At 49.6% G+C, this 24710-nt stretch carries 30 protein-coding genes and 1 other annotated feature; of the genes, 9 read left to right on the top strand and 21 right to left on the bottom strand.

The window, feature by feature from the left end; genetic code table 11:
* Positions 1-177 precede the first annotated feature (177 nt).
* From GF617_RS06275 to thrS, 12 genes are all read right to left on the bottom strand, one after another.
* Positions 178-642 carry an NlpC/P60 family protein gene (locus GF617_RS06275; protein ID WP_181623230.1) on the bottom strand — a complete coding sequence of 155 codons (465 nt, stop codon included), beginning with the start codon at positions 640-642 and terminating at the stop codon, positions 178-180.
* Positions 643-716: 74 nt separating this feature from the next.
* Entirely contained in the window at positions 717-1472 is a 756-nt protein-coding gene (btuD, locus tag GF617_RS06270; protein ID WP_203451316.1) for a vitamin B12 ABC transporter ATP-binding protein BtuD, read from the bottom strand.
* Positions 1472-2023 (bottom strand): glutathione peroxidase, encoded by a 552-nt coding sequence (locus GF617_RS06265; RefSeq protein WP_203451315.1) that lies wholly within the window; start codon positions 2021-2023, stop codon positions 1472-1474. The genes btuD and GF617_RS06265 overlap by 1 nt, the downstream gene beginning before the upstream one ends.
* A 35-nt stretch (positions 2024-2058) precedes the next feature.
* A complete protein-coding gene (btuC, locus tag GF617_RS06260) occupies positions 2059-3039 on the bottom strand; it encodes a vitamin B12 ABC transporter permease BtuC (RefSeq protein ID WP_203451314.1) in 981 nt (326 codons plus the stop codon).
* A gap of 100 nt (positions 3040-3139) precedes the next feature.
* Entirely contained in the window at positions 3140-3439 is a 300-nt protein-coding gene (gene ihfA / locus GF617_RS06255) for an integration host factor subunit alpha (protein ID WP_003857805.1), read from the bottom strand.
* A gap of 4 nt (positions 3440-3443) precedes the next feature.
* Positions 3444-5831, bottom strand: coding sequence for a phenylalanine--tRNA ligase subunit beta (pheT, locus tag GF617_RS06250; protein WP_203451313.1), 2388 nt, complete (start codon positions 5829-5831; stop codon positions 3444-3446).
* 15 nt (positions 5832-5846) lie between these two features.
* Positions 5847-6830, bottom strand: a complete 984-nt coding sequence (pheS, locus tag GF617_RS06245; RefSeq protein ID WP_203451312.1) for a phenylalanine--tRNA ligase subunit alpha — start codon at positions 6828-6830, stop codon at positions 5847-5849.
* Positions 6831-6870: 40 nt separating this feature from the next.
* Positions 6871-6994, bottom strand: a sequence feature (Phe leader region).
* A complete protein-coding gene (pheM, locus tag GF617_RS06240) occupies positions 6945-6989 on the bottom strand; it encodes a pheST operon leader peptide PheM (RefSeq protein WP_001386830.1) in 45 nt (14 codons plus the stop codon). It overlaps the preceding feature by 45 nt.
* Positions 6995-7111: 117 nt before the next feature.
* On the bottom strand, positions 7112-7468 hold the full coding sequence (rplT, locus tag GF617_RS06235) for a 50S ribosomal protein L20 (RefSeq protein WP_012017122.1): 357 nt from the start codon (positions 7466-7468) through the stop codon (positions 7112-7114).
* Positions 7469-7522: 54 nt separating this feature from the next.
* Positions 7523-7720, bottom strand: a complete 198-nt coding sequence (rpmI, locus tag GF617_RS06230) for a 50S ribosomal protein L35 (protein WP_001124225.1) — start codon at positions 7718-7720, stop codon at positions 7523-7525.
* Positions 7721-7816: 96 nt separating this feature from the next.
* Positions 7817-8359 carry a translation initiation factor IF-3 gene (gene infC / locus GF617_RS06225; protein ID WP_181623738.1) on the bottom strand — a complete coding sequence of 181 codons (543 nt, stop codon included), beginning with the start codon at positions 8357-8359 and terminating at the stop codon, positions 7817-7819.
* A 3-nt stretch (positions 8360-8362) separates the two neighbouring features.
* Positions 8363-10291, bottom strand: coding sequence for a threonine--tRNA ligase (thrS, locus tag GF617_RS06220; RefSeq protein ID WP_181623224.1), 1929 nt, complete (start codon positions 10289-10291; stop codon positions 8363-8365).
* Positions 10292-10526: 235 nt separating this feature from the next.
* Between thrS and yncL the strand changes: the two genes are divergently transcribed.
* On the top strand, positions 10527-10709 hold the full coding sequence (gene yncL, locus GF617_RS27435) for a stress response membrane protein YncL (RefSeq protein ID WP_309228229.1): 183 nt from the start codon (positions 10527-10529) through the stop codon (positions 10707-10709).
* A 98-nt stretch (positions 10710-10807) separates the two neighbouring features.
* Complete coding sequence (gene yniD, locus GF617_RS06210) at positions 10808-10915, top strand: small membrane protein YniD (RefSeq protein ID WP_008500658.1); 108 nt, start codon at positions 10808-10810, stop codon at positions 10913-10915.
* A 206-nt stretch (positions 10916-11121) separates the two neighbouring features.
* Here the strand turns inward: yniD and GF617_RS06205 are convergent, their stop codons facing one another.
* Both GF617_RS06205 and GF617_RS06200 read right to left on the bottom strand, forming a co-directional pair.
* A complete protein-coding gene (locus GF617_RS06205) occupies positions 11122-11355 on the bottom strand; it encodes a hypothetical protein (protein WP_203451311.1) in 234 nt (77 codons plus the stop codon).
* Between the two features lie 265 nt (positions 11356-11620).
* Positions 11621-12379: a YdiY family protein gene (locus GF617_RS06200; RefSeq protein ID WP_181623221.1), complete on the bottom strand. Its 759-nt coding sequence runs from the start codon at positions 12377-12379 to the stop codon at positions 11621-11623.
* 294 nt (positions 12380-12673) lie between these two features.
* Here GF617_RS06200 and pfkB point away from each other — a divergent pair, with 294 nt between their 5' ends.
* The 3 genes from pfkB to GF617_RS06185 all read left to right on the top strand — a co-directional run bounded on the left by pfkB (position 12674) and on the right by GF617_RS06185 (position 14966).
* Positions 12674-13606, top strand: a complete 933-nt coding sequence (pfkB, locus tag GF617_RS06195) for a 6-phosphofructokinase II (RefSeq protein WP_203451380.1) — start codon at positions 12674-12676, stop codon at positions 13604-13606.
* A gap of 103 nt (positions 13607-13709) precedes the next feature.
* Positions 13710-14000 carry a type V toxin-antitoxin system endoribonuclease antitoxin GhoS gene (ghoS, locus tag GF617_RS06190; protein ID WP_181623220.1) on the top strand — a complete coding sequence of 97 codons (291 nt, stop codon included), beginning with the start codon at positions 13710-13712 and terminating at the stop codon, positions 13998-14000.
* A 105-nt stretch (positions 14001-14105) separates the two neighbouring features.
* A complete protein-coding gene (locus GF617_RS06185; RefSeq protein ID WP_203451310.1) occupies positions 14106-14966 on the top strand; it encodes a fructosamine kinase family protein in 861 nt (286 codons plus the stop codon).
* Positions 14967-15002: 36 nt separating this feature from the next.
* On the opposite strand, the gene GF617_RS06180 is transcribed toward GF617_RS06185, so the two are convergent.
* Complete coding sequence (locus tag GF617_RS06180; protein WP_181623218.1) at positions 15003-15539, bottom strand: YniB family protein; 537 nt, start codon at positions 15537-15539, stop codon at positions 15003-15005.
* Between the two features lie 148 nt (positions 15540-15687).
* Between GF617_RS06180 and hxpB the strand changes: the two genes are divergently transcribed.
* From hxpB to GF617_RS06160, 4 genes are all read left to right on the top strand, one after another.
* Positions 15688-16359, top strand: a complete 672-nt coding sequence (gene hxpB, locus GF617_RS06175) for a hexitol phosphatase HxpB (RefSeq protein WP_203451309.1) — start codon at positions 15688-15690, stop codon at positions 16357-16359.
* A 142-nt stretch (positions 16360-16501) separates the two neighbouring features.
* Positions 16502-17263 (top strand): 2-dehydro-3-deoxy-D-gluconate 5-dehydrogenase KduD, encoded by a 762-nt coding sequence (kduD, locus tag GF617_RS06170; RefSeq protein WP_181623216.1) that lies wholly within the window; start codon positions 16502-16504, stop codon positions 17261-17263.
* 94 nt (positions 17264-17357) lie between these two features.
* Positions 17358-17948: a metal-dependent hydrolase gene (locus tag GF617_RS06165; protein ID WP_203451308.1), complete on the top strand. Its 591-nt coding sequence runs from the start codon at positions 17358-17360 to the stop codon at positions 17946-17948.
* Positions 17949-18074: 126 nt separating this feature from the next.
* Complete coding sequence (locus GF617_RS06160; protein ID WP_181623214.1) at positions 18075-19466, top strand: L-cystine transporter; 1392 nt, start codon at positions 18075-18077, stop codon at positions 19464-19466.
* Positions 19467-19514: 48 nt separating this feature from the next.
* On the opposite strand, the gene cedA is transcribed toward GF617_RS06160, so the two are convergent.
* The 6 genes from cedA to chbC all read right to left on the bottom strand — a co-directional run bounded on the left by cedA (position 19515) and on the right by chbC (position 24704).
* Positions 19515-19754, bottom strand: a complete 240-nt coding sequence (gene cedA / locus GF617_RS06155) for a cell division activator CedA (RefSeq protein ID WP_239006353.1) — start codon at positions 19752-19754, stop codon at positions 19515-19517.
* Positions 19755-19872: 118 nt separating this feature from the next.
* Positions 19873-20625 carry a chitin disaccharide deacetylase gene (gene chbG, locus GF617_RS06150; RefSeq protein WP_181623212.1) on the bottom strand — a complete coding sequence of 251 codons (753 nt, stop codon included), beginning with the start codon at positions 20623-20625 and terminating at the stop codon, positions 19873-19875.
* An 11-nt stretch (positions 20626-20636) separates the two neighbouring features.
* On the bottom strand, positions 20637-21992 hold the full coding sequence (locus GF617_RS06145) for a 6-phospho-beta-glucosidase (protein ID WP_181623211.1): 1356 nt from the start codon (positions 21990-21992) through the stop codon (positions 20637-20639).
* Positions 21993-22103: 111 nt separating this feature from the next.
* A complete protein-coding gene (gene chbR / locus GF617_RS06140; protein WP_181623210.1) occupies positions 22104-22922 on the bottom strand; it encodes a transcriptional regulator ChbR in 819 nt (272 codons plus the stop codon).
* A 29-nt stretch (positions 22923-22951) separates the two neighbouring features.
* Complete coding sequence (chbA, locus tag GF617_RS06135) at positions 22952-23299, bottom strand: PTS N,N'-diacetylchitobiose transporter subunit IIA (protein ID WP_181623209.1); 348 nt, start codon at positions 23297-23299, stop codon at positions 22952-22954.
* 46 nt (positions 23300-23345) lie between these two features.
* The gene (gene chbC, locus GF617_RS06130) at positions 23346-24704 is read right to left on the bottom strand and encodes a PTS N,N'-diacetylchitobiose transporter subunit IIC (protein ID WP_181623208.1); all 1359 of its coding nucleotides are present in this window, start codon (positions 24702-24704) and stop codon (positions 23346-23348) included.
* Between the last annotated feature and the right edge of the window lie 6 nt (positions 24705-24710).

Genomic DNA, 24710 nt, shown 5'->3' with positions numbered 1-24710 from the left:
GTCCCTGAATCTAAAATAATCTTATCCTGGTTGCCGAATAATAGCCAGTTTTAGGTAAAACAGGCACATACGCGTATAATTAATTAGGCGGAAATTTAACTTTAAGCAACATATATCCGAAACCCATGCGCGGCTTTTTAGCGACCGCGCCTGCATAAAGACTTCTTTTACGGTGTATTAAATACGTCTCGCTTGCCAGAAGTTTTTGCGCCAGTAAACATTATCCAGCGATGAACGCATCACACCGCGACTGGTCGAAGCATGAATGAATTGGTTGTCTGTATCATAAATACCGACATGCAGACCACTTTCGCCCGAACCTGTTTTGAAAAAGACCAGATCGCCTGGCAGTAAATCGTTTTTATCAATTTCCGTGCCAATTTCGGCTTGTTTACGCGTTTCACGCGGGAGCTGTAAATCAAACTTATCGCGAAACGTCATTAACACAAAACCCGAGCAATCCACACCGCCACGGCTCATACCGCCATAACGGTAGGGCGTGCCGCGCCAGTGACTCAACTGGTCGTTCAGGCTGGCAATGACCGTGATAGAATCCGATAACCTCGGGTTAGGTGGCGGCGCACGATGGCTACTGCATCCCGCAAGGAATAATGCCGCTGCAAGGATAATCCAGAATCGCATTTTCAGACGAATCCTCTGCTTTTATTGTTCTTTCCGTAATTTAGCGTGCAAATACGCCCCTGCGCAAGAAACGGTTACTCTTGTGCAGTAGAAATCAACATCTTGTGCCCTTCAATATCCAGACGACGAAAAGGCATATTGTACGCGATGGCAAGGTTTGGGGGGGTCAGCACGCTATCACGCGACCCACTGGCAATCATCTCCCCACAGGCCAATAACCACACCCGATGCGCGTGGCGCAGTGTATGGTTCAAATCGTGACTGCTCATCACCACCGCAATGCCTTTTAGGGAAAGTGCGCTTAACATTCGATCCAACGCGGCCTGTTGGGCTACATCCAGACCACTCATGGGTTCGTCCAGCAAAAGCAAACATCCGTATGGATTTCCCGCAGGGTGAATCTGGAGAATAACGGCTGCAAGCCGTACACGCTGCCACTCACCACCGGAAAGCTGGCTGGCATGACGCGCGAGTTTATCTTCCAGCCCCAGCGACCGGGCGACATCCTTCAGTAACTCAGTGTGGTTTTTATCGTGCAGATGCAGCATCAGATAGTGCCAAACCGGCATCGCAAACGGAGGCGTTTGTTGCTGAACAAGATAACTGCGGCGATTTGAAAGCGCCAGGGAGGGCCACTCAGAAAGAGAATGGCCCTGCAACGCAATATTGCCCACACCGCTGGTTAGCCCCGCCATACGCGCCAGCAACGTGCTCTTCCCTGCCCCATTAGGCCCCACGAGATGCAGGATTTCTCCTGCATTTACCGCAGCCGTGATGGGCTTAAGACGTCCCTTTTCTGCGACATCTGTCAGCTGCATCAGCAAGGTCATTAGTGAGCAATGGCCTGTTTAATGGCTTTAATTACCGCAGGATCATCCGGGGTCATATCTGGCGAGAAACGCTGAATGACCTGACCATCACGACCAATCAGGAATTTTTCGAAATTCCACAAGATATCTTCAGGAGAAAGCGGTGCGCGGCCCTTGCTGGCCATTCGCTCATAAAAACCACTCCCTTCCGGCGCAACAGCAACAGGCGCAGCAGTAACCAGTTTTTCATACAACGGATGACGATGTTCTCCGTTCACATCAATTTTGCTGAACATCGGGAATGTCACGCCATAGGTCGTGCTGCAAAACGTTTTAATTTCCTCTTCACTGCCCGGCTCTTGTCCCAGGAACTGGTTGCATGGGAAACCGAGCACGGTAAAGCCCTCTTTCTCCCATTCTTGCTGCAGTGTTTCAAGCTGTTCATACTGTGGTGTCAGGCCACATTTAGAGGCCACATTAACCAGCAGAAGCACCTTACCTTTGTAGCCTTCCAGCGTGGTTTTTTCGCCGTCGATCGTCGTCACTTCGGTATTCAGAATATCGTATTGCATAGCATGCCCTCAGTTTGTCTCACGATTATGTCGTTTTAACGTCCGGATTTTAATAGTAGCCAGATAAAGACTGGCGCGCCCAGCGTAGCAGTCACCACGCCAATCGGTAACTCCGCGGCGGACAGTGCAAGCCTCGCGATGATATCCGCGACCAGTAACGTTGCGGCCCCCGCTACCGCTGATGCCGGGAGTAAGGTACGGTGATCGGTGATTCCGCAAAGGCGTAACATGTGCGGAATGACCAGACCAATAAAACCAATTGCCCCCGCCAGCGCCACACTCACCCCCACCATCCAGCCAATCGCGATAACCAGTATGTTACGCCACAGGCCGATCGACATACCTAGCTGGCGGGCTGTTGTTTCCCCCAATGCCAGGATATTAAGCGGATGAGACTGGCAGCAGGCCCATAACATCACAGGAACAAGCAGTACCATCAGCCAGCTTTGTCGCCAGTCAATTCCGCCGAAACCGCCCATCATCCAATACATAAGCTGGCGTAAATCAAACGAGGTCGAAAAATAGACCGCCCAGGTCATCAACGCACTACAAATAATCCCCAATGCCACCCCCGCCAGAAGCAACCGACTGGTGGAAAGATGGCGTCGGGCAAAACGGAGTAAGATAATGGTTATTACCAGCGCGCCAGCAATAGCGCTCGCGCTGATACCAGGCGTTGAAAGTTCTCCACCGCCCAACATGACGGCTGCGATAAAGCCAACGCCCGCCCCATTTGAGACACCCAGCAAACCAGGTTCTGCCAACGGGTTGTCGAACAAGGCCTGCATAATGGTTCCACACAAGGCTAATGCGGCGCCGACAAGGATCACCGCCAGGGTTCTCGGCAGACGGATCTGCCAGACAAAAAGTTGCCCATCAATGCCAAACCAGTTTTCGGGGCCGAGCCATCTGTCACCTGCACACAGGCTAACCCCCGTCGTTATCACGAGCAGAATCATGAGCACCGACAGAGTACGGAGGTCAGATTGGCGTTGGCGATGCACGAAATCAAGCATGGATGTTGTTTACCAGGATGAGAGGTATTTGATTTTACGGTGGGTTTGCGGGAGAGCAAAGAAAAAAGGCCGCGAATGCGGCCTTTTTAGTTAGTTCATATTACTCTGCTTTGGGCGTTGCGTTTTCGACACGGCTTTTTAACTTCTGGCCGGGTCTGAAGGTCACCACGCGGCGAGCTGTAATGGGAATATCTTCCCCCGTCTTCGGGTTACGGCCCGGACGTTGGTTTTTGTCTCGCAAATCAAAATTGCCAAAACCGGAGAGTTTTACCTGCTCACCATTTTCCAGAGCACGACGGATCTCTTCGAAAAACAGCTCTACCAGCTCTTTGGCATCCCGTTTGCTAAGCCCAAGCTTATCAAACAGATATTCTGACATTTCAGCTTTTGTAAGCGCCATAGGTTCAATCCCTCAATGATGCCTGGAATCGCTCTTTTAATGCCTCTACACATTTGGCAACGGTAGCGGCAATCTCCTCTTCTTCGAGTGTACGGCTGGTATCCTGAAGGATAAGGCTAATAGCGAGGCTCTTCGAACCCTCCGCTACGCCCTTACCGCGGTACACGTCAAATAAGTTTACGCCAACTACCTGATTTACGCCAACTTTCTTACATTCGGCCAAAATATCTGCTGCAGGAACATTTTCAGCGACCACAACAGCGATATCACGACGGTTTGCCGGGAAGCGAGAAATGTCCTGTGCCTGAGGTATGACGCGGTCTGCAACCGGATTCCACTCCAGTTCAAATACGATTGTGCGACCGTTCAGATCCAGTTTACGCTCCAGCTCTGGGTGAACAACGCCAATGAAACCAACGCGTTTGCCCTCTAAATAAATAGCAGCGCTCTGACCGGGATGCAAAGCAGGGATGGCTTCTGCACGGAACTCGATTTCAGACAATTTACCGGTCAGATCGAGAACAGCTTCCAGATCGCCTTTCATATCGTAGAAATCAACTGTACCTTTTGCCAGATCCCAGTGATCTTCAATACGGTTGCCACTTATTGCCCCCGCCAGCATCAGATCCTGACGAACCCCCAGGTTAGCCTGTGTATCCGGCACAAAGCGTAAACCGCTTTCGAAAATACGTACGCGGTTCTGCTGACGATTCTGGTTATACACAATCGTTCCGAGCAGCCCCGTCCACAGAGAGAGACGCATGGCGGACATCTCACTGGAGATTGGGCTTGGCAGAATCAATGCTTCCTGACCTGGGTGTACCAGTTGCTGTACTTTAGGGTCAACGAAGCTATAAGTGATCACTTCCTGATAACCCTTGTCATTCAGCATGGTTTTCACACGCTTCAGGGACAGATCCGCTTCACGGTGCGTACCCATGATCAGACCCGCTTGTACCGGTTCATCGGGAATATTGTTATAGCCGTATACACGGGCCACTTCCTCAACCAGATCTTCTTCGATTTCCATATCGAAACGCCAGCTTGGCGCAACCGCTTTCCATTCGTCCTGGCCTTCAGTTACATCACAACCCAGGCGACGCAGAATGTCGCTTACCTGTGCGTCAGTAACATGGTGACCAATCAGACGGTCCAGTTTACTGCGGCGCAAGGTGATAGTGGCACGCTTAGGCAGCGTCGCTTCGTTCGTGACATCAATAACAGGGCCAGCTTCACCGCCACAGATATCGATCAGCAGACGTGTCGCACGTTCCATTGCTTTGTATTGCAGCGCTGGATCCACGCCACGCTCATAGCGGTGAGAGGCATCAGTATGTAAGCCGTGACGACGTGCGCGGCCGGTGATGGACAGCGGGCTGAAGAATGCACATTCCAGCAACACATTTTGCGTTTCGTCATTTACACCCGAGAGCTCGCCGCCAAAGATACCGCCCATTGCCAGTGCTTTAGCGTGATCGGCAATCACCAGCGTGTCGGCGTTCAGCTTCGCTTCGCTACCGTCCAGCAGAACCAGAGTTTCGCCCTCTTTCGCCATACGCACGACAATACCGCCTTCGATACGATCTTTATCGAACGCGTGCATCGGCTGACCGAGTTCCAGCAAGACGTAGTTAGTCACATCAACAACGGCATCAATAGAACGGATACCACAGCGGCGTAACTTCTCTCTCATCCACATCGGCGTTGGTGCTTTAACATTGATGCCTTTCACCACTCGACCGAGGTAACGTGGGCATGCATCTGACGCTTCAACCTGGATAGGCAGCGTGTCGCTGATGGTTACCGCAACCGGTGTGATTTCCGGCACGTTCAGTTCAGTCTGGTTCAATACCGCAACGTCACGCGCTACGCCGATGATACCTAAGCAGTCTGCACGGTTTGGCGTCACACTGATTTCAATGGTGTTGTCATCGAGTTTCAGATACTCGCGAATATCTGTTCCAACTGGCGCATCCTGTGGCAATTCAATAATGCCGTTATGATCGTCGGAAATACCCAGTTCAGAGAAAGAACACAGCATGCCTTCAGAAGGCTCACCACGCAGTTTCGCCGCTTTAATTTTAAAATCACCTGGCAGAACAGCACCCACCGTTGCCACAGCCACTTTCAGGCCCTGGCGGCAATTTGGCGCGCCGCAGACGATATCCAGCAGGCGGTCGCCACCTACATTAACTTTTGTTACACGCAGTTTATCCGCGTTTGGATGCTGGCCGCACTCAACAACTTCACCGACAACCACACCATTAAATGCACCTGAAACTGGCTCAACACCGTCAACCTCCAGACCGGCCATGGTGATCTGGTTTGAAAGCGCATCGCTATCAAGAGAGGTGTTCACCCATTCGCGTAACCACAGTTCACTGAATTTCATTGTTCTGTCCTGCCCTTATTTAAACTGTTTGAGGAAACGCAGATCGTTTTCGAAGAATGCGCGCAAATCGGTTACGCCGTAGCGCAGCATGGTCAGACGCTCCATGCCCATACCGAATGCGAAACCGGAATACACCTCCGGGTCAATACCCACGTTGCGCAGTACATTAGGATGCACCATGCCGCAACCCAGCACTTCCAGCCATTTGCCGTTTTTACCCATCACATCAACTTCCGCAGACGGTTCGGTGAACGGGAAATAGGATGGACGGAAACGGATCTGCAGATCTTCTTCAAAGAAGTTACGCAGGAAGTCGTGCAGCGTCCCTTTCAGGTTAGTAAAGCTGATATTTTTATCGACAATCAGGCCTTCCATCTGGTGGAACATTGGGGTGTGAGTCTGATCGTAGTCGTTACGATAGACACGACCCGGCGCGATAATACGGATTGGCGGCGCCTGATCCTTCATCGTGCGGATCTGTACGCCCGAAGTTTGAGTACGCAGCAGACGGGTGGCATCAAACCAGAAAGTGTCGTGGTCAGCACGTGCCGGATGATGGCCAGGAATGTTCAACGCATCGAAGTTATGGTAGTCATCTTCGATTTCCGGACCAGTCGCCACGGTAAAGCCGAGCTCACCGAAGAAACTTTCAATACGATCGATTGTTCGGGTTACCGGGTGCAGACCACCGTTCTCAATACGACGGCCAGGCAGGGAAACGTCAATGGTCTCTTCAGACAGACGAGCATTCAGTGCGGCATTTTCCAGATCGGCTTTACGCGCGTTCAGCGCTTGCTGCACCTGCTCTTTCGCTTCGTTAATGACCGCACCCGCAGCTGGACGCTCTTCTGGCGGCAGCTCACGCAGGGTGGTCATTTGAAGGGTTAAATGTCCTTTCTTGCCCAGATATTCGACGCGGACGTTATCTAACGCGGCAACATCTGACGCTTGGTTAATGGCAGCCGTTGCACTGGCAACCAGCTCTGCGAGATGTGACATGGTTTTCCTCATTATGTGGCGATATTCATCAGCTGCAGATACAAAAAAAGCCTCCATTCGGAGGCTTTCTGGCGCTGTTTTTCGTTTCATCTTTCACGCGCTAGCCTCCTGAATTCAGGTGCTAAAGTAAAAGAAGAAGCGGAAAATAGCAGCATTCATGCTTGCGTTACCTTGTGTGGTAAGGATCTTGAGCTCTTATTGAAAAGGCTCAACGGATAAAAGTCAATCTTCTGATGGTGTTAAATGAAAAGAGGGAGCAAAAGCTCCCTCTTTCAACTGGCTTATGCCAGTGCTGCTTTCGCTTTTTCGACCAGCGCGGTAAACGCTAATTTGTCGAATACTGCGATGTCAGCAAGGATCTTACGGTCGATTTCAACAGAGGCTTTTTTCAGGCCGTTGATGAATTTGCTGTAAGAAATACCGTTCTGACGTGCTGCTGCGTTGATACGCGCAATCCACAGTTGACGGAACTGACGCTTACGTTGACGACGGTCACGGTAAGCATACTGACCAGCTTTGATAACAGCCTGGAAGGCAACGCGGTATACGCGAGAACGCGCACCGTAGTAGCCTTTAGCTTGTTTCAAAATTTTCTTGTGACGTGCACGGGCAACTACACCACGTTTTACGCGAGCCATATGTGCTCTCCTGTATCTATTCTAATTAAAAAAGGTTTAAAAAACGTTAACGACTTATGCGTACGGCAGGCACGCGATTACCAGGCCCAGATCGCCTTTGGAAACCATGGCTTTAGGACGCAGGTGACGTTTACGCTTGGTAGCTTTCTTAGTCAGAATGTGACGCAGGTTTGCGTGCTTGTGCTTAAAACCACCTTTACCGGTTTTTTTGAAGCGCTTAGCAGCACCGCGTACGGTCTTAATTTTTGGCATCTTAATAACTTCCACTTCGCATTGTTAATAAACGAAACATAGGCGAGCAATGCCTGTAAAACCTATAGGCTCCACAGGAATTGCTACTTGAAGGCCTTACTGTTTCTTCTTAGGAGCGAGCACCATGATCATCTGACGGCCTTCGATCTTCGTTGGGAAGGATTCGACTACTGCCAGTTCACTCAGATCGTCACGGACGCGGTTAAGCACTTCCATACCGATCTGCTGGTGAGCCATCTCACGACCGCGGAAACGCAGTGTGATCTTAGCTTTATCACCCTCTTCCAGAAAGCGTACCAGGCTGCGGAGTTTTACCTGGTAATCGCCATCGTCGGTACCAGGTCGGAATTTAATTTCCTTAACCTGGATAACTTTTTGCTTTTTCTTCTGTTCCTTAGAAGACTTGCTCTTTTCATAGAGGAATTTGCCGTAATCCATAATACGACAAACTGGCGGCTCGGCGTTAGGGCTGATTTCGACTAAGTCTACTCCGGATTCTTCTGCTTTTTCCAGAGCTTCTCTCAGACTCACAATACCAAGCTGCTCGCCTTCCAGACCTGTTAAGCGAACTTCTTGCGCGCGAATTTCGCCATTAATACGATTCGGGCGCGCCGTTTGAACTCGTTTTCCGCCTTTAATACCTTATTCCTCCAGTTGTTGAAGACTGCGGCTGCGAATCTCTTGTCGCAGCTTCTCAATCACGTCACTTACGTCCAGACTGCCCAGGTCTTTACCACGGCGGGTGCGAACGGCAACTTTGCCTGCTTCCACCTCTTTATCACCACAGACCAACATATACGGGACACGACGTAAAGTGTGCTCGCGGATTTTAAAGCCAATCTTCTCATTTCTCAAGTCCGCTTTTACGCGAATGCCCGCATTTTGTAGTTTCTGCGTCAATTCTTTAACGTAATCAGCCTGAGAATCAGTAATGTTCATCACGACAACCTGAACTGGCGCAAGCCAGGTCGGGAAGAAACCAGCAAACTCTTCGGTCAGAATGCCGATAAAGCGTTCAATAGAGCCAAGAATCGCACGGTGAATCATAACCGGGACCTGACGCTCGTTATCTTCGCCCACATAAGAGGCGCTTAAACGCTGCGGCAGAGAGAAGTCCAGCTGTACAGTACCGCACTGCCATGCACGATCGAGACAGTCATACAGGGTAAATTCAATTTTCGGACCGTAGAATGCACCTTCACCCAGTTGATATTCAAACGGGATGTTATTTTCTTCCAGTGCAACAGCCAGATCCGCCTCAGCACGATCCCATGTCTCGTCGCTACCGATACGTTTTTCCGGACGCGTTGAGAGTTTGACGACGATTTTCTCGAAGCCAAAGGTGCTGTACATATCGTAGACCATACGGATACAGGCGTTAACTTCATCGCGCACCTGATTTTCGGTACAGAAAATATGTGCATCATCCTGAGTAAAGCCACGAACACGCATCAGCCCGTGCAGCGCGCCTGACGGCTCGTTACGGTGGCAGCTACCGAATTCGGCCATACGCAACGGCAGGTCACGGTAGGATTTCAGACCCTGGTTAAAGATCTGAACATGCCCAGGGCAGTTCATTGGCTTAATGCAGTATTCACGGTTCTCTGAAGAGGTAGTGAACATTGCATCTTTATAGTTGTCCCAGTGCCCGGTTTTTTCCCACAGCACACGGTCCATCATGAACGGGCCTTTCACTTCCTGATACTGATACTCTTTAAGCTTGGAGCGAACAAAAGTCTCCAGTTCACGGAAGATAGTCCAGCCGTCGTTATGCCAGAACACCATACCCGGCGCTTCTTCCTGCATGTGATACAGGTCAAGTTGCTTACCGATTTTACGGTGGTCACGCTTAGCGGCTTCTTCCAGACGCTGCAGATACGCATTCAGGGCTTTTTTATCTGCCCATGCAGTACCATAGATACGCTGCAACATTTTATTGTTGCTGTCGCCACGCCAGTATGCACCTGCGATTTTCATCAATTTAAAGTGATGACAGAAACGCATATTCGGCACATGCGGTCCACGGCACATGTCGATATATTCTTCGTGATGATACAAGCCTGGCTTGTCATCATGCGCGATGTTCTCATCAAGAATAGAAACTTTGTAGTTCTCGCCGCGTTTTACGAAGGTTTCACGCGCTTCGTGCCAGCTGACTTTCTTCTTGATGACGTCGTAGTTGGTTTCAGCGAGCTCGTGCATTCGTTTTTCGAGCGCGTCGATATCTTCCTGGGTCAGGGTATGGTCAAGGTCAACGTCATAGTAAAAACCGTTGTCAATTACCGGACCAATTGCCATTTTAGTATTCGGCCAAAGCTGTTTGATCGCATGACCTAATAAATGCGCACAGGAGTGACGAATGATCTCCAGACCGTCTTCGTCCTTCGCGGTGATGATGGATAACTGCGCATCGTTTTCAATCAGATCGGACGCATCAACCAGTTCACCATTAACACGGCCAGCGATGGTCGCTTTTGCGAGTCCAGGACCGATGTCCAGGGCAACATCCATTGGGCTAACGGCGTGGTCGTAATGGCGTTGGCTGCCATCAGGAAGAGTAATTACAGGCATTTTATATCCTTATTTGCAGTGATGCCCCACACATAAGAGCATATACAAAGAAAATAATCGTGTTTTAACAGTAGATTGCGACGCCATCTGACCAACAATCGTCAAATTGGCTCGTCATCATGCACTCGCCCGAAATTCAGATAAAGGATGATTCACGGCAAGCCCTGCAATGTTAACACTAACAAAAGGGAGAATGCACCCTCTGAGGTCAGATAGATGCGTCTGATACTTTTGCATGAGTTTACAAACGGTCAGTTCCCGGTGCTCGCATTTCACATGCGCTGAACTATTCTTGAACAGGTTCTCTAATCCAAAGGGGAAAACGATGAACGTATCCAGCAGAACTGTGGTGATATTGAACATTCTTTCAGCAGCCGGTGTCGTGTTGATTCTCGCCGATAAATTTCACTGGTTTTAAGTCTGCCTGCACTCATGGCGTATAAGCTTATCCCAGGATGCCAGCATTTCTCCCCTCGGTTTGATACACTAACAGTATCAACTGACAAGGACTGAGTTATGCCAACAAAACGTTTTGCCGTAAAACACTGGAAGATGGTGCTGGTGTTAATTGCCATTTGTGGCGCAATGCTGTTATTACGCTGGGCCGCAATGATTTGGGGATAGTGAATTAAATGAATAAGTAAAAACAAGAAACTACGTTTCAGACAATAAATTACAGCGGCTCATTTTTTGTCAATACGAAATACAGATTAATAGTAAAACTTAAATAACCTTACACTATTCACTGCGAAAAACCGGTACAACAAAATCCGGTTTTTTGACGGTTGATTTATTGCTTGAAATTCAATAACAACACGACAGTGTATTTATCAGGACCACTCACCGGCAACGAGTTTGTGCACATCGAAGGCATCATTCATTGACTGACCCGTTGATTGAGAGTCTGGGGCGATGTTAGAGCCAGCCTCTACATCAGAGGCTTGAGTAATACCAATTTGGCTAGTGGTGGTACTGGCAGGTTGGTTGACTGTATCAGCAGCAAATACACCAAATGAAAGTGCAGAAAGCACCATTGCTGCAGCAGCGGATTTGATTTTTTTCATAATCGTTGTTCTCTTTCTAAATTAATGCAGAACGTCTTAAGGCGAAATGTTGCCTGTGATATGAGTGTAGATCTTGATCACACTTTTTCCTAGTCAATTTATTTATCAATTCGTGTCAAATAAACTGATTGTATATCCCAGGCTCTAATTATGAAGAAAATATGGAGATATTGTCAGGTCAATTATTTTAAAACACTGTTCAATGTAAAATAGCACAACCTGTTAAAATAAATAGATGGGCCGATAATATATCGGCCCATCTAAATTACATCTTGTAGCCCAGTGAAATCGTGGTCCTGCGGTCGGTATGATCCGGCGCAGAGGCTGGAGGTGAAGAGTTCCAGGTCACGTTATAAGCCACTTTTAAGCCGAAGTGTTCGTTGATGGCAACGTTCAATGCAGTCTCAGAGTTCAGCGTCGTATCATCAGCACCGAAAACAGAAACACCCTGAGTAAATTTCGCGTTATCAGTGAACTGCCAGGCATACGTACCAGACGCATAACCTAACGGTTGTGTCTTCGTCTCATCGTTGGTGTATTCATCGTAACGAACACCCGGACCGAATTCGAAACGGAAGCTGTGAACAGGCCCGTTCAGGAACTGACGACCGTAACCTGCGGTGAATACATCACGCTGGCGATAACCGTTATAGCGGTCAGTTAACCAGCTTGCCTGACCGAACAGGTAGTCAGCGTCAGTCACATTATAACGGCTACGTCCACCCGCAGCATATTTCTCCGAGGAGCGCTCGTCGTTCGCGGACGTATTGCTGGCGTTGCCCCACAGCGACCAGGCCGTATTACTGCCATACCAGGTCAGGGTTGTGTCAGCGGTAAGGGAAGAGCTTTTCGTGTTACCCGACTGCGCCAGATACCCTGCATTCAGGTTACCTTCAAAGGGTTTTTTCGCAGTCGTGGGATCGTCCATGACAGTAAAAACGGTATCATCGGCGGCTGCATTCATTGATGCAAACACACCACCTGCCAGCATCAGTGCAGCAGGTACTGTCTTCAAAAGCTTCATTTATTAAGGAGTCCGTACAACAAAAAAAGAGACCACCACGGTCCCGGAAACTTTCTTGAGGATCAATGACAAGGCGTCCAGAGAAAGGTAACAAATTATAAAAAGGCGCTAATAACATAGCAATGATTTATTCTTTCATTTTTTGAATAAGAACGCTCTCAAAGCAGCATTTAATTTATAATAACCTTCCATCACATTTGTCGGCATTCATTTTTAAAATCATACTGTTATTTACTTTCCCTTCGGCTTAATTGATGCCAGGCTTACTGATATCCATATAAAAAGGAGGTCATGATGGTTCCGATCTATACGCTGACACTTTCCCCTTCTCTCGACTCCGCAACCCTGACACCTCAGATTTACCCGGAAGGTAAACTGCGCTGCAGCGCCCCTGTTTTTGAACCTGGCGGTGGCGGTATTAATGTCGCGCGGGCAATTACGCATCTTGGCGGTAAAGCCACCGCCATTTTTCCTGTTGGTGGAGCAACCGGGGAACATCTGGTCGCGCTTCTTACAGACGAAAACGTGGCCGTTGAGACTGTCAATGCTGAAGACTGGACGCGGCAAAACTTACACGTCCATGTTGAGTCCAGTGGAGAACAGTACCGTTTTGTGATGCCTGGTGCACGCCTGAGCGATGATGAGTTTTGTCAATTAGAGGAAAAAGTGCTTGCCATTGAGAGTGGTGCTCTGCTGGTCATTAGCGGCAGTCTTCCACCCGGTGTTGACACAGAAAAACTGACTCTGCTCATTCGTGCAGTGCAGAAAAAAGGGATCCGTTGCATTGTCGACAGTTCCGGTGAGGCGCTTCATGCGGCTCTGATACCGGGCAATCTTGAACTTGTCAAACCAAACCAGAAAGAGTTAAGCGCGTTGGTTAATCGTGAGCTGACCCAACCCGACGATGTACGTTCCGCTGCACAGGAGCTGGTATGCAGTGGAAAAGCGCGTCGCGTGGTCGTCTCTCTGGGCCCACAAGGGGCGCTTGCGGTCGATGAAACAGGCTTTGTACAGGTTGTGCCACCACCGATGAAAAGTCAGAGCACCGTTGGTGCTGGCGATAGCATGGTGGGGGCGATGACGTTAAAACTCGCACAAGGCGCTTCTTTGCTGGAGATGACTCGCTACGGTGTTGCCGCCGGTAGCGCTGCGACCATTAATCACGGAACACGCTTGTGTTCACTTGCCGACACACAGAAAATCGTCGAGTACTTATCCCGATCCTGACAGCGACTCCCCTTGCCAGCACAAGGGGAGTACGATCAAAAGTCGCCAAACCGGTGCTATCGACTAAGCTAAGAAAACTTCCATGATAACAATGAGGTGAAATATGAGCAGTGGTGACATCATTCGCTACGTCATAGTCGTTAAATTTCATGAAGCATCACTGACCGAGCTCAACGAAATCAATAACACCCTGACCCGCGCAAACTTCTTGCTCACGCTGACAGATGATGAGGGCACTATTCACGAACTTGGCACACTAACATTTGCTTTGATAAGTTCCCTCAGTAAAGATGAAGTGAAAGCACTGGCAAGCGGCCTCGTAGAAAGCGCTATCCACAGAACAGCAGAAATTGACGTGGACACCTGGGAAAATTGGCAAAAACAAGGACAATAAGTGCCCTGCATGAATCTAAACGGCTCAGGTGTGCGTCAGTTCTTGTTTTTTAACCACGGTTTTGCGCTAACGTTATGATCTGGCAGACAACATGGGAGAGACATCATGTGGCAGGCTATCAGTCATCTTTTAAGTGAACAACTGGGTGAAGGTGAAATTGAACTGCGTAACGAACTGCCAGGCGGGGAGATCCACGCCGCATGGCATTTACGCTACGCTGGACGTGATTTCTTTGTTAAGTGTGATGAACGGGAATTACTCCCTATTTTTACCGCCGAAGCCGATCAACTCGAACTGTTGTCACGCAGCAAAACCGTCGCCGTTCCTCAGGTCTGGGCGGTAGGCAGCGATCGCGACTACAGTTTCCTGGTCATGGATTATCTTCCTGCCCGTCCGTTAGACGCCCATAACGCCTTCATTCTGGGACAGCAAATTGCCCGCCTGCATCAGTGGAGCGATCAGCCGCAATTTGGTCTCGACTTTGATAACGATCTGTCCACCACCCCGCAACCTAACGCCTGGCAACGTCGCTGGTCCACCTTTTTTGCCGAGCAACGAATTGGCTGGCAACTGGAACTGGCTGCTGAAAGGGGGCTGGAATTTGGCAATATCGACGCCATTGTTGATCATGTGCAACAGCGCCTGGCATCGCATCAGCCTCAGCCTTCACTCTTGCACGGAGACTTATGGTCAGAAAACTGTGCGCTTGGGCCAAACGGCCCGTATATCTTTGATCCTGCCTGTTACTGGGGCGACAGAGAGTGCGATCTTGCCATGTTGCCCCTGCATCCAGAACAGCCCCCACAGATTTACGACGGTTATCAGTCAATTTCCCCGCTGCCAACGGATTTTCTGGAGCGCCAACCCGTTTATCAGCTCTACACATTGATTAACCGCGCAATATTGTTTGGCGGTGAGCATCTTGTTACGGCGCAGCGTGCGCTGGAACGCGTATTGGCGGCATAGGATAGAAATGGGTGGCCTAACGCCACCCATTTTTTCTTATAAAAAACCGAGCAGTGAGAAGAAGAAATACCCTGCAATAATGATAATAACGGGCAACACATAGAGCGGGAAAATCTGCACAAAGATCGTGTGGCGTGGAACAACAATCCGTGATTCGATCTGTGTGCGGCTCAACCCTTCTGCTCCTTTTGCCTGCTCCAGGATCAGTTGATCTTCAGCACCTTCGCGCAAAAATCGCGTCTGGCGACTCATTCTTGCGCCTGACGCCTGCAACGCCATCGCAATAAAAATCAACGCGTAGATAATCCAAAATACGATGTTAAGTTTCTGATGAAAATCAGGTGTGGGTGAGTTGTACCAGAAAAGGTTTAAAAAAGGCGTATTAAAACGCATCATCTCAATCATGACGTGGGCAAAATCGAGCATTACTGCATTAATGCCAGGCTGTTTCTCGCTGTGGTCATACATAAACTTGCACACAGAAATCAGCGTAGAAATGACCGCCGGGATAAAAATAACCCAACCGGCAATACGTTTTAATACAGCGATGCGTCCAGCTTGTTGATACGTCATCTATTCCCCTTTCAAAAGACGCGTTATTTGTGCCTAAGTCTACCCGCTGCTCATCATTTTCGCCCGATCTTTAAGGTCGATATGGTAAATTGCAATCAGTGCTGAGTACGCATCGTCTGCCGTACGCCTTAGATAAGGAGAAGTTGTAATGTCGACACCGCGCCAAATTCTTGCCGCTATTTTTGACATGGATGGATTGCTGATCGATTCCGAACCACTTTGGGATCGCGCTGAACTGGAGGTAATCGCTAGCCTGGGCGTAGATATTCGTCGCCGTAATGAGCTTCCCGATACTCTGGGGCTGCGCATCGATATGGTGGTTGACCTTTGGTATGCCCATCAGCCGTGGGAAGGCCCTGGCCGCGAAGACGTTACAACGCTCATCATCAACCGCGCGATTGCGCTGGTCGAAGAGAATCGCCCCCTTCTGCCAGGTGTCCGTGAAGCTATCGCGCTGTGTAAATCACAAGGCCTGAAAATTGGTCTGGCTTCGGCATCGCCCCTGCATATGCTGGAAAAAGTGCTGACCATGTTTGAGCTTCGGGACAGCTTCGACGCCCTTGCCTCTGCGGAAAAGCTCCCCTACAGCAAGCCACACCCACAAGTCTATATGGACTGTGCTGCGAAACTGGGGATCGACCCTCTCGCCTGCGTGGCGCTGGAAGATTCCGTTAACGGAATGGTGGCATCAAAAGCCGCTCGAATGCGTTCAATTGTCGTACCTGCCGAAGAAGGCCAACACGACCCACGCTTTGCGCTGGCGGATGTCAAGCTGACATCACTTGCAGACTTGACAGCCCAACACCTGCACGGCAAGTAGTGTTTTCGTCAGGCAGCGTTATGCTGCCTGAAACCTTCCCAAAAAAATAAAATAAAACATCGTTTCATTTTTAATTGATTTTATTTTATCCCCCTCCTATTCTTACGCTCAGAGAGAAAATAACCCTACCTCTGAGGTGTATATGATACTGAATGCCTTTACTCTTTCAGGCAAAGTGGCTGTCGTCACCGGATGCGATACCGGTCTGGGGCAAGGAATGGCGATTGCACTGGCACAGGCCGGGTGCGATATCGTCGGTGTTAATCGGAAGATCCCTGAAGAAACCGCTGCGCGCGTTATAGCGACAGGAAGACGCTTCGTGGCTGTTCAGGCCGACCTCAGCCAGCAGGCAAGTATTCCTGACGTAGTGAAGAAAGCTGTCGCCGAAATGGGGCGGGTCGATATTCTGGTGAATAATGCCGGGACGATCCGCCGGGAAGATGCACTCTCGTTTAGCGAAAAAAACTGGGATGAGGTGATCAATCTGAACCTCAAATCGGTCTTTTTTCTCTCTCAGGCTGTTGCCCGGCAGTTTATTCATCAGGGTCAGGGTGGAAAAATCATCAATATTGCCTCCATGCTCTCATTCCAGGGTGGGATCCGCGTCCCTTCCTATACCGCGTCCAAAAGTGGCGTGCTGGGTATCACTCGCCTTCTGGCAAACGAATGGGCCGCACATGGCATTAACGTCAATGCCATTGCGCCAGGCTATATGGCCACCAACAACACGCAGCAATTACGCGACGATGAACAACGTAGCCAGGAAATCCTCGAACGCATTCCAGCAGGCCGATGGGGGTTACCGGAAGACCTGCAAGGCCCTGTGGTTTTCCTGGCGTCAAGCGCCTCAAATTACGTTAATGGTCACACCTTAGCCGTGGATGGTGGTTGGTTGGCGCGCTAGCGCCTGTTTGTGACAAAGAGTTACACCGTCACCTCTTCCGCCCACTGTATAAAAACCCTATACTGTATGAATTGACAGTTTTGTGGGTTTTATCATGACGGCGGAAGGCCATCTGCTTTTTTCTATTGCATGCGCAGTGTTTGCCAAAAACGCTGAGCTGACGCCTGTGCTGACACAAGGGGACTGGTGGCATATTATCCCTTCCGCCGTATTGACCTGTCTGTTACCCGACATTGACCATCCAAAATCCTTCCTTGGTCAGCGTTTAAAATGGATCGCAAAACCCATCGCCCGGGCATTTGGTCATCGTGGATTTACCCACAGTCTGTTGGCTGTATTTGGCCTGTTAACGCTGTTTTATTTGAAAGTCCCTGACAGCTGGATTTTCCCGGCAGATGCCATTCAGGGTATGGTGATCGGCTACCTCAGCCATATACTGGCAGATATGCTAACGCCTGCCGGTGTTCCCTTGCTGTGGCCCTGTCGGTGGCGTTTTCGCTTCCCGATACTGGCTCCGCAAAAAGGCAATCAACTGGAACGCGTTCTTTGTATGGCACTCTTCGCTTATGCCGTCTGGATGCCGCAGACGCTGCCCGAAAATGGTGCAGTCCGCTGGTCATCACAAATGATCAATTCGCTGCAATTTCAGTTTGATCGTTTTATTAATCACCAGATTGAACACTAAATCAGCAAAATAATCTCATTTGTCATAATCCATTCCATTTGGATATAAGCGCAACATCACACTTCTGCTAACCTTGCGCCAACAGAGTCGGTTATACCGACCACATAATAAATCAGGAGAACGGGGATGAATTTTCCACTCATCGCGAACGTAGTCGTGTTCGTTATTTTGTTATTGCTTCTGGCACAGGCTCGTCATAAACAGTGGAGTCTGGCAAAAAAAGTACTGGTCGGTCTGGCCATGGGTGTCGTATTTGGTCTGGCATTGCAGGCTATTTATGGCTCTGATAATCCCGTGCTGAAAGATTCTATCCAGTGGTTTAACATTGTCGGTAACGGTTATGTACAACTGCTGCAGATGATTGTTATGCCACTGGTGTTTGCGTCCATTCTCAGTGCCGTTGCACGCCTGCACAACGCCAGCCAGTTGGGTAAAATCAGCTTCCTGACTATCGGTACACTGCTGTTCACCACGCTCATTGCCGCGCTGGTTGGTGTGCTGGTCACTAATCTGTTTGGCCTGACGGCTGAAGGTCTGGTTCAGGGGTCCGCAGAAACAGCGCGTCTGGCTGCGATTCAGAGTAATTATGTGGGTAAAGTGGCAGACCTTACCGTTCCACAGATGCTGCTCTCCTTCATTCCTAAGAACCCATTTGCTGACCTGACTGGCGCAAACCCAACCTCGATTATTAGTGTGGTGATTTTTGCAGCCTTCCTCGGTGTCGCTGCGCTGAAACTGCTGAAAGACGATGCGCCGAAAGGCCAGCGTGTTCTCACCGCTATCGATACGCTGCAAAGTTGGGTGATGAAACTGGTACGCCTGGTTATGCAGTTAACCCCTTACGGCGTCCTGGCACTGATGACCAAAGTCGTTGCGGGTTCTAACCTGCAGGACATCATTAAGCTCGGTAGCTTTGTGATTGCCTCTTATCTGGGTCTCGGCATCATGTTCGTGGTGCACGGTATCCTGCTGGGGGTAAACGGCGTGAGCCCACTGAAATATTTCCGTAAAGTGTGGCCAGTACTGACTTTCGCTTTCACCAGCCGTTCCAGTGCAGCGTCTATTCCGCTGAATGTTGAAGCACAGACTCGTCGCCTGGGTGTACCCGAATCGATTGCCAGCTTCTCAGCCTCCTTTGGTGCAACCATCGGACAAAACGGTTGTGCAGGCCTTTACCCGGCAATGCTGGCGGTAATGGTTGCCCCAACCGTCGGTATCAACCCGCTGGATCCGGTGTGGATTGCCACGCTGGTAGGAATTGTTACCGTGAGCTCCGCAGGTGTTGCAGGTGTTGGCGGTGGTGCGACTTTCGCAGCCCTGATTGTACTGCCCGCTCTGGGTCTGCCAGTGACACTGGTCGCCCTGCTGATTTCTGTTGAGCCATTGATCGACATGGGTCGTACAGCACTGAACGTGAGCGGCTCCATGACTGCAGGTACACTGACCAGCCAGTGGCTGAAACAGACAGACAAAACAGTTCTGGAAAGTGAAGACGACGTCGAACTCGCACATCGTTAATCGATTCAGACATAAAAAAACCGCCAGTTGGCGGTTTTTTTATGTCTGCTATTCTTCAACATCTTCATCCTGACGGATTTGCTCTGCCCACCGCTGAGCCGACTCCGGTACGGCGAATACAGGAGAGCGACGAAAATGCTCTCCCGTCATAACAAATGCCACATATTTCCCACGCAACTGCCAGACGTCACGAAAGCCATCAAGCTTCAGGGCGTGTTCAGGCGGCGCTGGTTCGACGCGGGGCACGTAGCTAATAACAGGACGGTTTTGTTGGCGAAATGGTTTCATAAGCGACGGGTTCACTAAAGCAAATTCCAGAGACGGAAACCTCTATCATAGCCGATTCCCGCCTCGTAAGTCGCGCCTTGCATGCAATCCTTGCCAGCTTTAGCTAAACCGCGTTGTGTCAGAGATCCCTGAATGTTCCCAGGCGATAACCACGCTCCGCAATGGCATATTTCAGTGATGAGGAGGTCAGCACATCCAGTTCTGCCAGCCGTGGCCAACAGTAAGCACTTTTACGCACGGTATTATCAACAAATGCCGGGTGCGCCATCACTTCGACAGAACGTTCCCCGCGCTGTGATGAATCATCCAAAACCTGCAGAAATAGCGATTCACTGATCTCATCGCCGTAAAATCCACTGCTGAAACCATCAGTCGTTACAACCGAGGGTAACAAAGCCTCCTGTAATGCCTGCCTGTCAACGCGCAACGACACACCTTTTCGCTGTGCAAACTCTGCCACTAACGGGAACAGTGCCGGGATCATATGGACATGGTGATGACTGTCAATATGTGTCGGTTCACGGCCGAAGACATCGACAAAACGGTTGAACTGACAATCCAGTTCGCGCGTCATTTCATCCAGGGGCAATGCTCCCTGCTCTGCCATTTCCCAAATCCATTTACCCAACAGCCCGTCACGGGCCAAACCAGGCATCGGCGAAAGTGGCATTCCGAGCGTAAGCACAAAATGCAAGCCGACACCCAATTCAGGCAATTCACGGCTGAGCAATGCCGCATGCTCAACCGCTTCACCATTGATCAACGCCGTGGTTGACGTAACAACGCCATGGCGACAAGCCTCAACAATGCCGTAGTTTTGTCCCTTCGACAGACCAAAATCATCGGCATTAACGATCAACAGGTTTTCCATCGTTATCCCTCTTAATGGCATTCGTCTTGCAGCTTCGCAATTGTCGCAGCAAAGTTAGGCAGCCATTTCTCGTGTGCCAGAATCATCTCGCGAGCCAGTGATTCTGCATCACGGTCAGAATGCACCAGTGGACTCAGGTTCAACGCCAGCAGAACATCATTCAATTCGCCACTGAGTGCAGCATGGCTTGCTGCCACTTCAAACCCCTTGATGGTGTGAATCAGTCCCATCACCTTATCGTCAAAGTGGGTGATACGCGGATGAGGTTTCGCGCCATCACGTCCCAGGATACAGGTCATTTCAACAGCCCAGTCTGCCGGAATGTTGCCAACATGCCCATGGTGAGGAACGTTAACGTAGTGCTCGGCCTGCTTATCATTGTAAATAGCGTTGATCACTTCACATGCCGCATCCGAATAGTAAGCGCCGCCGCGCTGCTCCAGCTCTTTTGGTTTGATATTCAGGTTTGGATCTTTATACAAATCAAACAGCTGCTTTTCCACTTTCTGTACAACCTGAGCGCGCGCACCGCCTTTATAATATTCTCCCATTTCAATCGCCAGCATCTCCTTCTGCTTAAAGTAATACAGCAGATATGAACACGGCAGAAGATTAAGAGAACGAATCAGACCTTCACTGAACGGTAAATCAAAGATGTTTTTCACGGATGCCGCAGTGAGGCGACCTGATGCAACACCATCCAGCAGTTCAGCAAAGCGTGACTTGCCATTTACCAGCACATCTTTGATAAAGACCATGTGGTTCAGGCCAAACAGATCGATAGAAAGATCATCGCTGTCCGAGAGTTCCAGCACATCGCGGATGAACATTTTCATGCCGATCGGGATATTACATACGCCGATAAAGCGTTTGAAACCCGTGTGGCGATAAACCGCTTCTGTGACCATGCCTGCCGGGTTGGTGAAGTTAATGACCCAGGCATCAGGGCAAATTTCTTCTACATCTTTAATAATGTCAAAAATAACAGGGATAGTGCGTAACCCTTTAAACAGCCCACCCGCACCGTTGGTCTCTTGTCCCAGATAACCGTGGCTCAATGGAATACGCTCATCAAGTTCGCGTGCCTTCAACTGACCCACGCGCAATTGCGTCGTAACAAAGTTCGCACCTTTCAGCGCTTCACGACGATCCAGCGTTTTATAAACGGTTAACGGGACGCCAGCTTTTTTAACCATTCGCTGGCACAGGTCATAAATAATGTTGAGCTTCTCCTGACCTTCTTCAACGTCCACCAGCCATAATTCGCTGACCGGTAATTCATGATAGCGTTTCAGAAAACCTTCGAGTAATTCTGGGGTATAGCTGCTGCCGCCGCCAATGGTTACGACTTTTAATTTCTGTTGCATATATATCTCCCTTAGCGTATCAGGTTAGTCACCTGCAAGGTATAGCGTTCCAGTCCCGCTATTTTGGGCAAGCGACCACGTCAATATTTACGGCGAAGTATTCCGCCGAAATCAATTAATTACCGTCAGATTCTTCCGGTAGCTGTTCGGTGTGAATGAAGTCAGTTTTTTAAACGTTTTAATAAAAAGACTGGGACTGCTATAACCTGACTCAAATGCAATATCTGTAATAGAGTAATTGGTTATTTCCAGCTGTTTTTTAGCAAAATTAATACGAATTTCATTAATAATTTGCACAGGGGTTTTACGATAGTAGCGCTGGGTTGCGCGGGTAAGATATTCCTGCGATTTGCCTGACAACGCTACCATATTTTCCAGCGCATTATCGCTGAACTGTCCTTTATCGTGCATCACTTCAACGGTGCTGCGTAACCATTGCGGGATATCATCAATCACCTGTTGCTCTTCACGATGATGACGCAGGCGGTTCATCACGTAGAACGTCACGGTTTCAATAAACTCATCAAATTCACCGTCACGGAAGTTGAGCGAGGCGATAACCGTTTCGATCCAGGTCATAAACTCGTTCTTGACGCGATACACCTGCGAGGCAACAAAACAGAATGGCACGAGCGGCAGGTAATGCTTCTCAAAGAAACGCCTGCTCACCCCTACATTGAGAATGCGCGTCGCGCCAAATTCATAAAAGCTCTGGTGGTAGGAGCCCATCGGAAGAAAGACAAAATCGCCGCGTTCCAGTAAGACCCGTTTACCGTTAATCTCCTGGTAGTAACGCCCGGTCAGAACAATCGTGAATTCGTAGTAATCATGCTGATGCAAACCACTGGCGCTTTCCGTTTTGTTGTAGATAACCACGTGAAAATTCTTGCCATTAAACAGTTGCTGCTCAAGTGCGGTTTTAATTTCCATCGTGCTGACCTCCTGCTACCTGTTTCGACTTACTGCATTTTCTCGTGAAGCTCAATCAACTCTGCAACCAACTCGCGTGCAAGCATTGAGGTCATCAGATGATCCTGCGCGTGCACCAGGACCAGGCTGACCTTCATTTTTCCTTCACCCTGATCGCTTTCGATAAGTTTAGTCTGGACAAGATGCGCTTCATTCAGCGCGGTTCTGGACTGATCCATCATGGTTTTCGCGGCGGCGAAATCACCCTGTTTGGCCTGCTTGAGTGCAGCATAGGCCAGGCTACGCGCTTGCCCCGAATTGATGATAAGCCCCATCACCACTTCTTCCAGATCGTTCTCGACCACGTCTTCTGCCACGATTGTATCCAAATCTAACATCTCTTTCTCTCCTTTGCGGGCGCGGGTTTCCCCGCGCCGGTCAATCTTAGAATTTCAGTGCGAGCGCGATATCCTCTTCGCTCTCTTCTTCATCAATAGCGGTTTGTGCTTTGTTCGCGATAACCACAAACGGCATGTACAGCAGTGTTGCTACGCCGAGGTTGAATATCGCCAGCAGGAAGGCCGCTACGCTACCGTTGGTGTTAAAGAATGCGCCAAGGCCTGTCGGCATGGTCCACGGTGCAATGTTCGTCACCGGCGGAATAATGCCAAGGTAGTACGCCGTCAGAGTAATCGCGGCCAGCAGAGGCTGCACCAGGATGAACGGAATGAACATGACCGGGTTCATGATAATTGGCAGACCAAACAGAATCGGTTCGTTAATCTGGAAGATGCCTGATGGCAGAGCCAGTTTCGCAACCTGACGATGGTCAGCACGACGAGAGGTAATAAAGACCGCGATGATAAGACCCAGTGTCGCCCCTGTACCGCCCAGGAAGATGTAGGAATCAAGCATCGGCTTCGCCCACACATGGAAGGTTTTACCTGCCGCCAGCGCCGCATCAACGGAACCGTACTGCTGGTAAAGGGCCACGTTTTCCAGTGCCCATGGGGTCATGATACCGCTGTCCAGCGCAGCCAGTGCCAGTGAACCGTGTACGCCGAAGAACCACAGCAGAGAGGTGAAAATCACATACGCCCACCCGACCACACCACCCATCGACGCCAGTGGCGTTGAGATTGAGTCCATGATGACCTGATGGAAGTTTGTACCCCAATGAGAGAGCGCCCAGGAAATAATCCCCATGATGGAGAGAATAATAAAGCCCGGGATCAACGCGGAAAATGAACGAGATACAGAAGCGGGTACGCTATCCGGCAAGCGAATAACCCAGTTGCGACGAATAATAAAAGTGAACATCTCAGCAACCACTAAACCAATAATAATACCGGATATAATGTTTGCCCCACCTAACCAATTCGCCCCTACCGCATAAGCTTCACCTACACTATATGGCGTCACGGTCATAAATGCAGCCACGGATAGTAACCCAGCCGCCAACGGGTCTACTTTACGTTCTTCTGCAAGTGCCATCCCAATAAAGAACGGCGCCATCAGTGACATAATACCCAATGTACCGTTGTAAACATTACCCCCAATAGCTTTAAAGCTGTTGAGAGTTTCAATAGTGGAGGCGTCTAATCGAATACCTAATGAATAAAAGAAGGACCCTTCTCCGAAGCTCAAAAATACGTTGTTAATTAAAACGAACATTGCCCCGGCCAGCGTCAACGGCATAACTTTAATAAAACCGTTTTTGATGGCATTAACGTGAGGCTGCTTTCCTATTTTTACAGCAAAAGGAAGGAGTACCTTTTCAAGTGAAGCGATGACTTTACTCATAGGAAA

Origin of the sequence: Lelliottia sp. RWM.1, from assembly GCF_016859735.1 — a bacterium.
Lineage (GTDB): Bacteria > Pseudomonadota > Gammaproteobacteria > Enterobacterales > Enterobacteriaceae > Enterobacter.
This window is presented reverse-complemented; position numbering and strand designations above follow the sequence as displayed.